This window comes from Nostoc sp. (genome assembly GCF_041747015.1).
GTDB lineage: Bacteria > Cyanobacteriota > Cyanobacteriia > Cyanobacteriales > Nostocaceae > Nostoc.
Window position 1 is genome coordinate 1 of sequence record NZ_JBGTFY010000065.1, and the last position, 10,357, is coordinate 10,357.

The window sequence follows — 10,357 nt, forward strand, 5'->3', positions numbered from 1 at the left end:
ACAGCAGTAGCGTGGGATTGAAATCACCAGGAGGCGCTAAAAATTCCTTGGGCGGGATTGTCAGTGGCTTTTGTGCCTCCAATGTAATCATTTTTGACATTGACTCCTTTTTTACCAAACACTACGAATATACGATGAACATTAGGAAATAATAAAGTTTTGTATAGCAATATTTATCTACAGCTTTGCATATCAGCAGATGAATAACGCTATGATTCCAGACGAAGACTAGTTTTTACTGATAAGTGGGATATGACAATTGGCAAGAAGTTGATTGGATAAACTCCTTTGTGGGGAGGATGGAGACCAGATTGATCCACTTTGTCTAGTCTATCTCATAGCCCCCACTCTCCCATAAACCCTCGCTAACTGCTTAAATCTATTGATATAGCAGTGACTGAAAAGGAGATGCCATTTAAGATACGATGACTTCCCAGATAGCTCCCTAACTTCAGCCCATATGCAATTAAGAGATTCTCTGCGCCGGACAAAAATTGTCGCTACTATTGGCCCCGCCACTAGCAGTTCTGAAATGCTCAAGGCAATTATTGAAGCGGGAGCCACGACGCTGCGGCTAAACTTCTCCCACGGAACTCATGCCGACCATCAGCGTAGTATTCGTTTAATTCGGCAAACCGCCTTTGAATTAAATCAACCAGTGGCTATTCTCCAAGACTTGCAGGGTCCAAAAATTCGCTTGGGGAAGTTTGACAACGGGTCTATCGTTGTGGCAAAAGGCGATCGCTTTACCTTGACAAATCGTCCAGTTGTAGGTATGCAGGAAATTAGCTGCGTCACCTACGATTATTTAGCCCAAGAAGTCCCGGTTGGCGCAAAAATCCTCCTTGATGATGGACGAGTCGAAATGGTCGTGGAGGAGATTAACCGCGACAAAGGTGATTTGCATTGTCGGATCACGGTGCCTGGTAAACTTTCTAACAACAAAGGCGTAAACTTTCCCGGCGTTTACCTGTCAGTTAAGGCAATGACCGACAAAGACCGAGAGGATCTAATGTTTGGTCTAGATCAGGGTGTAGATTGGGTGGCACTTTCCTTTGTCCGCAATCCCCAGGACATGATCGAAATTAAAGAGTTAATTTCCAGTACAGGCAAGCAAGTGCCAGTCATTGCCAAAATTGAAAAGCACGAAGCCATCGAACAAATGGAGGCGATTCTGGCTTTGTGTGATGGCGTGATGGTTGCCAGAGGCGACTTAGGAGTGGAATTGCCAGCAGAAGATGTTCCCGTACTCCAAAAGCGATTAATTGCCACAGCAAATCGCTTGGGAATTCCGATCATCACCGCCACCCAGATGTTAGACAGCATGGTGAGCAATCCCCGTCCCACTCGCGCCGAAGTCTCGGATGTGGCAAATGCAATTTTAGATGGCACAGATGCAGTAATGCTCTCCAATGAAACTGCTGTCGGCAGCTACCCAGTAGAAGCTGTGGCAACAATGGCGAGGATTGCCGAGCGCATGGAGCAGGAGGAAGCCCAACACTTAAATTTACGTTCTTTGAGAGATACTCGGCGCTCCATTCCCAATGCCATTAGTCAAGCTGTCGGTCAAATTGCCGAACAACTAGGTGCAGCGGCAATCATGACCCTAACCCAAACAGGAGCAACAGCTCGCAATGTCTCCAAATTCCGTCCCCAGACACCAATTCTGGCAGTGACACCCCATGTAAATGTGGCGCGGCAGCTACAGATGGTATGGGGAGTAAAACCGCTTTTGGTGCTAGGATTACCTTCCACTGGTCAGACATTTCAAGCTGCGATCAACGTGGCTCAGGAGCTGAAGTTACTGTCTGAGGGAGATTTAGTAGTGATGACTGCTGGCACACTCCAAGGAATTTCTGGCTCTACAGATTTAATTAAGGTAGAGGTGGTGACGGCAATACTAGGTCACGGAATTGGACTGGGACAAGGTTCAGTGAGTGGTCGCGCTCGGGTGGCTAATACTAGTGTGGATGTTAGTAACTTTAATCCGGGAGATATTTTGGTGGCAACCCGCACTAACGCTGATTTTGTCGAGGCAATTCGGAAAGCTGCCGGAATTATTGCTGAAGATGAAAGTCTTACAAGTCACGCAGCAGTCATTGGCTTACGTCTCGGTGTGCCAGTGATTGTGGGCGTGAAGCAGGCAACGCAGGTGATTCGGGATGGGGCGATTATAACGCTGGATATGCAACGGGGGTTAATTTACTCTGGGGCAGTGAGAACCCATTAGGGGCAGGGAGCGGGGAGCGGGGAGCAGGGAGCAGGGAGCAGGGAGCAGGGAGCAGGGGGAAATAACTAATGCCCAATGCCCAATGCCCAATGCCCAATGCCCAATGCCCAATGCCCAATGCCCCATCCCCTTAATCAAACAGTTGCGATCGCTACTCCAAGCCATCCAGCAAAGTTTTGCTGCTGCGTGGAGTCAGGATGCTCTACAGGTTTTACCTGATATCGAGTGGGATGTGGTGATGTTAAAGTAATGGAATAAGTATGCAGTTCGTCTTGATGAAAAACTGTGACTTGAATGGTGTCCTTTGGTTGGTAATCTTTCAGGCGATCGCTTAAGCTACTTCCCATTACTTTAATCCCATCAATTGCTAGTAGCTCATCACCTGCATCAATTCCCCCTACTTGTGCAGGTGAACCCGCCTCCACAAACTTAATTATCTCCCGCCCATTCTCTGTATTTATTCTCACACCCAGATAAGGTTCTTCATGTTGCTCCGCTACCAACTGCAAGCCAAAGGGTTCTAAGTACTGATTCAAGGGCAAATCGTCAGTGCCATCAATGTAGCGTTTAAAGAAATCAGTCAAATCGATTCCGGCAACAGATTCTATAACTTCCTGCAACTGTTCTGGGGTATAGCCAATTTCAGCTTGCCCAAATTGCTGCCACATTTTCAGCATCACGTCATCGAGCGATCGCTGATTGTCGTGAGTAGAGCGAATCAGTAAATCTAGCAACAACGATACCATTTCTCCCTTTAAATAGTAGGAAATTTGGGAATTGCCGCTATTGGCATCTGGGCGATAGAGTTTAATCCAAGCATCAAAACTCGACTCGGAAACAGGTTGGACTTTGCGCCCTGGTGTCGTTTCATATCTGGTAATTTCTTTGCTTAAGTTATTTAAATATGACTCAGCATCATAAATTCCCGCCCGCAAAGGAATTAATAAGTCGTAATAACTAGTAGTCCCCTCACAAAACCATAATGATGGTGTGTAGTTTTCCTGGTCGTAATCAAAAACTTCTAACGCTTTTGGACGAATTCGCTTGACATTCCACAAGTGAAAGAATTCGTGTGCAACTAATTGCATAAAGCGATCGTATTTATCTTGAGCGCGAAACCCAAAACGCTGGTAAATTAAGGAGCAAGAATTTTTATGCTCCAAACCGCCAAAAGCTTGGCTAAATAAATGTAGAAGAAACACGTATCGTTCATAGGGCAAACCGCCGAACATCTGCGCTTCTACCTGAACAATTTTTTGGATATCAGCAATCATCTGCTGGGCTTGAAAATTACCTTGCCCCCAGATTGCTAGTTCATGGGGTTTTCCCAAAACCTCAAATTGATACAATTGGTGGCGACCAATCTCAAACGGAGTATCAACAAGAGTATCAAAATCGCCAGCCAAGAAAGTATTTTTTTCTTCACTAATCGGTGGTAGGGCAGTAGTTATCAGCCATTCCGGGCGTGGTGCTACGATGGTGACGCGAATCGGTTGCTTCTCCCAGCTTGGTATTCTAAAAAATAGTGCCGCACCGTTAAAATAACCGTGGGTGATATCCAAGTGATTTGTCCGCACCGATAATTCATTCGCAAAAACGCGATAACGCACAGTTAATTCTGAAACACCTGTGTTATCTACCTGCCAGTGATTTTTACTGATCTTCCGCCAAGGCAAAGGCTTATTCTCTGCAAAAGCCCCAAAATCCTGTAAATTCTTGGCGTATTCCCGGATTAAGTAGGAACCAGGTGTCCACACCGGCAGTTTTAAATCAAGAATCGGCGAGGGGTAATCCACCAGGCGTAAAGTCACCTCGAACAGATGGTTTTCTGGTTGGGACATTGCCACCAGGTAATGAATCGTTGGACTGGTTTCTTGGAGGTAGGTGTTGGGACGAGGTGCTGTTACTTCAATCATCTGGTGTGCTGAGTTGTCGATGGGTAATTTTTCCCATCATGACAAATTTGTCTTTGAATTTTTAACTTTTATTTGCTGCGGCTGGTAGTCAGGATCTAGGACTTACGCACAGTACAAATTCATAGTGATGTGCATTAACGAAAATAGGGTGTTTCAGGCTTTTATTAATTATCTTTATGATCGTAATTAGACTACGCTGTAGGGGTTTAGTATGCTAAACCCCTACGAGAGATGTGGTTTTTAACCTTATTCATATTTGGTATTTCTTGTCAACAATTGTTGTAACGAGTTAATAAATTGATTTACTACCGGAAATCTAAAAATAATCTACGTGAAATTAACTAAATTTTTATGAATGCGATGTCTACGATGGTCACTGAACCCTTCGATAGGCTCAGGGTAAGACTGCCGTACCCTTCTCCTATCGGAGATGCTACGCGAACGAGATCTTGCTACGCGCAGCGTCTCGTAGAGAAGTGCGATCGTAGATGCAGCACCTCTTTGCTGTATTTTCCTATGAGAATCAAACATATTTTTGTATATAACAGTACTGTGAACCTAGTAGCAGAGAATGTATTATGGTACGTCGTAAAAGAAATTCCAGCGTTTTAGAACGAGATAAGCGCCCTGTTGAAAGTTTACAATCTATCAACGTAGAACTGGGCTAAAAATATTAAATTTAATGGAAGATTTAATAAAGCAGGAGGGGTGTACGCTACCTAGATGGGAATGCGTCAACAGAGGACTTAACCAATGGGATATGTAATTGCAACTGCAAATATGAAAGGTGGCGTTGGTAAAACCACCCTTACCGTCAATTTAGCTACCTGTTTAGCTAAAAATCATGGCAAGCGGGTACTTGTCCTGGACTTAGACACCCAAATTAGCGCCACACTCAGTTTGATGTCGCCTTTAGATTTTGCTAAACGTCGCAAACAAAGTAAGACATTTAGATATCTAATAGACGAAGTTATCAATCCAAATCCACAAGCAAAACTGACAATTAAAGATATCGTTCAATCTCAAGTGTGTAATCTTTCAGGACTAGATTTATTGCCAGGAGATATCGACTTATATGATGAATTTGTTGTGTCAGAAATGCTGCATCAACAAGCAACTGCTTTGGGTGAGCAGGACTTTGAAATGATTTGGAATCGCTTTGAAAGAGTCTTGATTAATAACATCTTAAAACCAATACGTCAAGAATATGATTTTATTCTTCTCGATTGTGCACCTGGCTATAATTTATTGACTCGTAGCGCTTTAGCCGCCAGCGATTTCTACATACTTCCTGCTAAACCAGAACCCTTATCTGTAGTGGGTATTCAACTGTTGGAAAGACGCATTGCCCAATTAAAGGACAGTCACGGACATGAAACCAAAATAGATATAAAAATGCTGGGAATTGTATTCAGTATGTCTAGTGCTAATATGCTCACTGGCAGATACTATAAACAAGTGATGCACCGCGTTGCTGAAGATTTTGGTGTAGAAAAAATTTGTAAGGTACAAATACCAGTTGATGTCAATGTTGCTAAGGCTGTTGATAGTTTTATGCCAGCTGTTTTAATTGCTCCTCAATCAGCTGGTTCAAAAGCGTTCTTTCAGTTAACTCAGGAGTTGTTGCAAAAGCTACAGCAAAGCTAAACTATTCGTAAATAACATGATTTCCGACTTTTTCAAGAAGTCGGAAATCTGAACCTTTCGATTTTCTTAAATAAATTAGGGTTGCTATTTATTGTTGTCCCGCCTAAATATAGCAGTGGACGAAGCCGTTAGGACAAGTCTGCGGTAGACGCCTTCAACAAGCGTAGATTAGGAATTAATTGTTGTCCCGCCTAGATATCAAAACCCCCCAGAGAGGAACTGAAGGGTTTGGTTCATTCCTCTTGAGAGATGGTCAAATCCGTTGTGCGCCCGGTTGCCCGTTTTCGACTACAAAGGAAGCTAGAGTGCGGACAGAGGCATTTTGGTCAATTATGCTTGATACAACACGATAGTCACTTTGCCAGCGTTGTGGGGTAAGGTTGCAACGAACGTAGCCCCGGAAGGCACCATCAAAGAACTTGGTATGGGGATTCTTGGGGAGAGCAGCTTGAACTGGAGCGATGAATCCGATGGGAAAATCAGAAGTAATTGAGGTTCCTACGAACTCAGTGCCGACTGTGGCTGAGTTTGGGTTAGAAAAGTCAAGCTTCAGGTCGTGTACCCAACTAGAGTGGATGTCTCCGGTAATCACCACTGGATTAGAAGGTTGGCGCTGGTTTAGAAAATTCAGGAGTCGGTTACGTGCAGCTACGTAGCCGTCCCATTGATCCACGTTGAAGACACCTGGACTTGCTCCAGCATTAAAATTGTACTCGGCTAGCATGGTCTGTTGAGCAATCACATTCCAGCGCGATCGCGATTTGTTTAAGCCTTTTTGTAGCCACTGCTCTTGTTCTGAGCCGGTCATAGTAGCATTGGGGTTCAAAGCTTCGGCGCAACGAGGCTTAAGTCCATCATTACAAGGTTGGTTGGTGCGGTATTGTCTGGTGTCTAGGACATTGAACTCAGCTAAATTACCGAAAGTTAACCGCCGATAAAGCATCAAGTCTGCGCCTTTTGGCAGCGAAGACTGACGTAGCGGCATATGTTCGTAGTAAGCTTGGTAAGCATTGGCTCGCCGCTCTTTAAAAGCCTCTAGGGTTTGGTTGTCTTCGGGAATTAAGTTGGCGTAGTTGTTGTCAACTTCATGATCATCCCAAGTGACTATCCAGGGAAAGTTAGCATGAGCAGCTTGGAGATTTTGGTCGCCCTTATACAAGGCGTAGCGGTTGCGGTAATCAGCAAGGCTGAGGATTTCTGGACTATTGTGCTGGCGTGGACCACCAGCTTGTGGGCCATACTCGTAAATGTAGTCACCGAGATGAACAACTAGATCCAAATCTTCATTAGCTAAATGTTGATAAGCTGTGTAATAACCATTTTGCCAGTCTTGGCAGGAGACAAAGGCGAAGTTTAGTTGTTTGGTGTAACTATATAATGCCGCAGCTGTACGAGTTCGCCCAATGGGGCTAACTTCATTGCCTACTTTAAATTGATACCAATACCAACGTTCTGGTTCTAGTCCACGGACATCAACGTGTACCGAGTGTCCCATACCTGGAGTCGCCAGGACTTTCCCGCGTTGCACTACTTTTCTCATGTTTTCGTCTAGAGCAATTTGCCACTGCACTACAACATTTCTTTGTGGCATTCCGCCTCCATTGAGCGGATCAGGGGCTAGTCGCGTCCATAAAACAACACCATCGGGCAAAGGATCACCAGAGGCGATACCAAGACTAAACGGATAGTTAGAAAACCTCGATTTTGCTAATGCTGGATGTAATTGGCTAGTTACAGCTAACCCTGTTAAGAATCCTGTGCCTAACAAAAAACTCCGCCGTTTAATCCGATTTGATAGCAAGCGATCGCTATTCATAAGTTCCATATTATTAACCCCTAGTTAAAATTAAAAACATTTCTTTGCAACTATCAAACAAGCGTGCCATTCTCAACAGTGGACTGAATTTATTCGTTTCCAATCTGATCAAGCAAGCGTAACGAACTTACCAACCTACAATCAAGTTAAGATTAAGATAATGTTAAGTTTCGCTGGAAAATGATCGAAGCAGCACTAAAACAATTTTTTAACATTGGTGTAGCTACGCACATCGTAGCGATCGCGGCAGAGCAAAAATGCTAGAATCGCTTTAACACAACTGCTTTCAGATGAGGCGACGTGGAAAAAATAGAATTACAACTCGACAAAAAAATCCTTGAGAAAGCAATAGCTTTGGCAAAGTCGCGCCATTGTGACTTGTCAGAATTGATTGCATACGCAATTGAACAACTCCCGGTGGCAGAACCACCAAAAGACCGATTGTTAGGATTATTCGCTGATGATCCTGAGTCAGTAGATGAGATGCTAGAAGAGGTCATGAAAGATCGGGCAGCACACCCACTAAATCAGCGCTTTGGATAAAGTACTAATTGACATCGATATTTTTTCCGAGATTCTCAAAGGCATTAATCGGCGCATTGCAGCTAGGGCTTCCGCCTATCATGCTAACTTTGGTTATTATACTATCTGCACTATTACAGTCTTAGAGATTGTCAAAGGCTGGCATAAGTGCCAACGGGAAGATAAGATTCAGCAGTTTTTTGTGGAAATTATCGAGGCACAAGTATTGACATTACAACTTAGTGATGCTGAGTTGGCAGGACGTATTTATGCAGATTTAGAACGAACAGGGCAACCAATAGGACTTGCTGATGCGATTATTGCTGCGATGTCTGGCGACAAGCCGCTTCGCGTCTACGCAATCGCACAAAGTTTAACTTTAGTGAGTGGCAATATCTCGCATTATGAACGGATTCAATCACTGGGTTACAACCTGAAGCTGGATAATTGGCGAATATAAACACTCTTTTGCCTAGAACAGGGCAAAATAAAGACAAGTAAGAGCGATTCTACTAAGCGCTACCCTCCATGAGCTATTGCCTTAATCCCGGTTGTTCAAAGCCTGAAAATCCTGATGATGTGAAGTTTTGCCGGACTTGCGGTTATAAGTTACTCCTCAAAGAACGTTACCGCGCCATCAAACCAATTGGACAAGGTGGTTTTGGCAAAACCTTCTTAGCCGTAGATGAAGATAAACCCTCAAAACCGCGCTGTGTAATTAAGCAATTTTATCCCCAAGCCCAAGGCACTAACACTCTTGCAAAAGCTGTGGAGTTATTTAACCAAGAAGCGGTGCGGTTAGATGAATTGGGCAAACATCCCCAAATTCCCGAACTACTGGCATATTTTACTCAAGATGACAGACAGTATCTTGTACAAGAGTTTATCGACGGGCAAAACTTAGCCCAGGAATTGGCACAGAATGGTGCTTTGAATGAGATCCAAATCCGGCAACTATTGAATGATTTATTGTCAGTTTTGCAATTTTGTCATACGAAACAAGTTATTCACCGCGATATTAAGCCAGAAAATATTATTTTACGTGGAAGCGATCGCAAATTAGTTTTAGTAGATTTCGGTGCGGCTAAATCTACCACTGGCGCTGCCTTAAATCAAACTGGTACAAGTATTGGTAGTCCAGAATATGTTGCACCAGAACAAATGAGAGGTAGGGCTGTTTTTGCCAGCGATATTTATAGTTTGGGTGCTACTTGTGTTAATTTATTGACGGCGCGATCGCCTTTCGATTCCTATGATACCAATAATGATCGTTGGGTTTGGCAGCAATACTTGAAAACTCCCGTCAGCAATGAGTTGAGTCATATTCTCAACAAAATGCTAGAAAGTATTCCGATTCGGCGTTATCAAACAGTAGATGAAGTTCTCAATGACTTAAATCAACACTCACCAGTAGCAGCCACACCAGCGATAACGGCAAAACCTGTTCCTCAACCCCTGACTACTTCTTCACCCACATTTGTCACACAATCTCCCAGTCAAGTTGAGAAAGAATTAGAGGAGATGAAAACGCAATTTCTCGGTACTCCTAAATCTCAACCCAATAAAATCCAATCGCCAAACCCAATCTCTCAGCCTTCTACTAAAAGCAAAATAGACGAAGAATTAGAAGAATTAAAAGCCAAATATCTTGGGAAGAATAACACCTAAAATCAATTGCGGTTAGTTATTTTCTCCTCATAGTGATTAAAGAGGCTTAATTAAGCCCAGACTGTAGGTATAAGCTGTAGCACATTACTCTTAAAAAGAAAGTGGCTCTGAGTTTCAGAGCCACTTTTAAAACTTTATTTTGAAACTTGCTAAATTATCACAATATCCTGATGCAGAGGTGTGAAAATTTACTTCCCAGCTTCAGCAATTGGCACCCATTCAGTGTGGAAACTTCCGGGCTTATCAAGACGCAGGTAAGTATGTGCGCCGAAATAGTCGCGTTGTGCTTGAGTTAGATTTTGAGGCAAGCGATCGCGGCGATAGCTGTCAAAATAATCCAAGGATGCGCTAAATGCGGGTACTGGAATTCCCAGTGTTGCAGCTGTCGCAATCACTTCCCGCCAAGCTGTTTGTCTATCGAGAATTGTCTGCTTAAATTCGGGAGCTAACAGCAAGTTAGGCAAAGCTGGATTTTCGCTAAAAGCCTTCTTAATCTTATTCAAAAAGCGAGCGCGAATAATACAACCACCTTTCCAAATCCGCGCCATTTCGCCCAGA

At 43.7% G+C, this 10,357-nt stretch carries 7 protein-coding genes and 2 pseudogenes; 5 read left to right on the top strand and 4 right to left on the bottom strand.

Features of this window, described 5'->3' with window-relative positions:
* A pseudogene (locus ACEW80_RS04865) lies at nucleotides 1-91 on the bottom strand (beta-carotene hydroxylase); the annotation flags it as partial.
* A gap of 369 nt (nucleotides 92-460) precedes the next feature.
* Here ACEW80_RS04865 and pyk point away from each other — a divergent pair.
* Entirely contained in the window at nucleotides 461-2,230 is a 1,770-nt protein-coding gene (gene pyk / locus ACEW80_RS04870; RefSeq protein ID WP_373525505.1) for a pyruvate kinase, read from the top strand.
* A gap of 134 nt (nucleotides 2,231-2,364) precedes the next feature.
* Here the strand turns inward: pyk and ACEW80_RS04875 are convergent, their stop codons facing one another.
* Nucleotides 2,365-4,146 carry a M61 family metallopeptidase gene (locus ACEW80_RS04875; protein WP_373525506.1) on the bottom strand — a complete coding sequence of 594 codons (1,782 nt, stop codon included), beginning with the start codon at nucleotides 4,144-4,146 and terminating at the stop codon, nucleotides 2,365-2,367.
* 753 nt (nucleotides 4,147-4,899) lie between these two features.
* Here ACEW80_RS04875 and ACEW80_RS04880 point away from each other — a divergent pair.
* A complete protein-coding gene (locus ACEW80_RS04880) occupies nucleotides 4,900-5,793 on the top strand; it encodes a ParA family protein (RefSeq protein ID WP_373525507.1) in 894 nt (297 codons plus the stop codon).
* Nucleotides 5,794-6,046: 253 nt separating this feature from the next.
* On the opposite strand, the gene ACEW80_RS04885 is transcribed toward ACEW80_RS04880, so the two are convergent.
* On the bottom strand, nucleotides 6,047-7,618 hold the full coding sequence (locus ACEW80_RS04885) for an alkaline phosphatase (RefSeq protein WP_373525508.1): 1,572 nt from the start codon (nucleotides 7,616-7,618) through the stop codon (nucleotides 6,047-6,049).
* A 291-nt stretch (nucleotides 7,619-7,909) separates the two neighbouring features.
* Here ACEW80_RS04885 and ACEW80_RS04890 point away from each other — a divergent pair, with 291 nt between their 5' ends.
* The 3 genes from ACEW80_RS04890 (at nucleotide 7,910) to ACEW80_RS04900 (ending at nucleotide 9,799) form a co-directional block, all read left to right on the top strand.
* The gene (locus tag ACEW80_RS04890; RefSeq protein WP_373525509.1) at nucleotides 7,910-8,152 is read left to right on the top strand and encodes a hypothetical protein; all 243 of its coding nucleotides are present in this window, start codon (nucleotides 7,910-7,912) and stop codon (nucleotides 8,150-8,152) included.
* Nucleotides 8,145-8,591 (top strand): type II toxin-antitoxin system VapC family toxin, encoded by a 447-nt coding sequence (locus ACEW80_RS04895; RefSeq protein ID WP_373525510.1) that lies wholly within the window; start codon nucleotides 8,145-8,147, stop codon nucleotides 8,589-8,591. Before ACEW80_RS04890 ends, ACEW80_RS04895 begins: the two co-directional genes overlap by 8 nt.
* A gap of 68 nt (nucleotides 8,592-8,659) precedes the next feature.
* Nucleotides 8,660-9,799: a protein kinase gene (locus tag ACEW80_RS04900; protein WP_373525511.1), complete on the top strand. Its 1,140-nt coding sequence runs from the start codon at nucleotides 8,660-8,662 to the stop codon at nucleotides 9,797-9,799.
* 188 nt (nucleotides 9,800-9,987) lie between these two features.
* Here ACEW80_RS04900 and ACEW80_RS04905 read toward each other — a convergent pair.
* A pseudogene (locus ACEW80_RS04905) lies at nucleotides 9,988-10,357 on the bottom strand (NADP-dependent phosphogluconate dehydrogenase); the annotation flags it as partial.

Bases quoted from the DNA above. Each gene is read 5' to 3' on its own strand.
- pyk (WP_373525505.1), top strand. From the start codon at position 461: ATGCAATTAAGAGATTCTCTGCGCCGGACAAAAATTGTCGCTACTATT.
- ACEW80_RS04875 (WP_373525506.1), bottom strand. From the start codon at position 4,146: ATGATTGAAGTAACAGCACCTCGTCCCAACACCTACCTCCAAGAAACC.
- ACEW80_RS04880 (WP_373525507.1), top strand. From the start codon at position 4,900: ATGGGATATGTAATTGCAACTGCAAATATGAAAGGTGGCGTTGGTAAA.
- ACEW80_RS04885 (WP_373525508.1), bottom strand. From the start codon at position 7,618: ATGGAACTTATGAATAGCGATCGCTTGCTATCAAATCGGATTAAACGG.
- ACEW80_RS04900 (WP_373525511.1), top strand. From the start codon at position 8,660: ATGAGCTATTGCCTTAATCCCGGTTGTTCAAAGCCTGAAAATCCTGAT.